We start from the raw sequence: 403 nt of genomic DNA, 5'->3' as shown, positions 1-403 counted from the left end.
GGACCGCGCGTCTGACCCACCACCCGGCACGACCGTCATATGGAGAGGAATGACGCGACTCGCCGATCTCGTTGAGGGAGCTCGAATCTCGAGGCACCCAGCAGGCACTTGTGGGTAAGAGCAAGCCTCACCGGAACGATACGATTGCCCACCTCGATATCCGCTTTGTAAGAGCGGGCCTATGGTCTGAATTCGCGCGATACAGAAAGGCCCCGCGGGCCATTGGCTTGCGGGGTTCTGCGTTCATATTGCTATGGTGAGGTTATTATACTGCTATGGTTGCGGGAGTAGGATTTGAACCTACGACCTTCAGGTTATGAGCCTGACGAGCTACCGGGCTGCTCCATCCCGCGACACGTGGTTGCCCCTTGGTTTTGGGGTAACGCAAAAAAGGCGGCTTTGG

Annotated in this window: 1 tRNA gene; it reads right to left on the bottom strand. The window is 57.3% G+C overall.

Annotated features, from left to right (window positions below):
* Nucleotides 1–276: 276 nt before the first annotated feature.
* Nucleotides 277–353, bottom strand: a tRNA-Met gene (locus SxD43FB_RS24205).
* Nucleotides 354–403 lie beyond the last annotated feature (50 nt).

The sequence above is a fragment of the Sphingobium sp. D43FB genome (genome assembly GCF_002312805.1).
Taxonomy (GTDB): Bacteria; Pseudomonadota; Alphaproteobacteria; order Sphingomonadales; family Sphingomonadaceae; genus Sphingobium.
The sequence above is the reverse complement of the archived record's forward strand: the minus strand, read 5'-3'. Positions and strand labels throughout refer to the sequence as shown.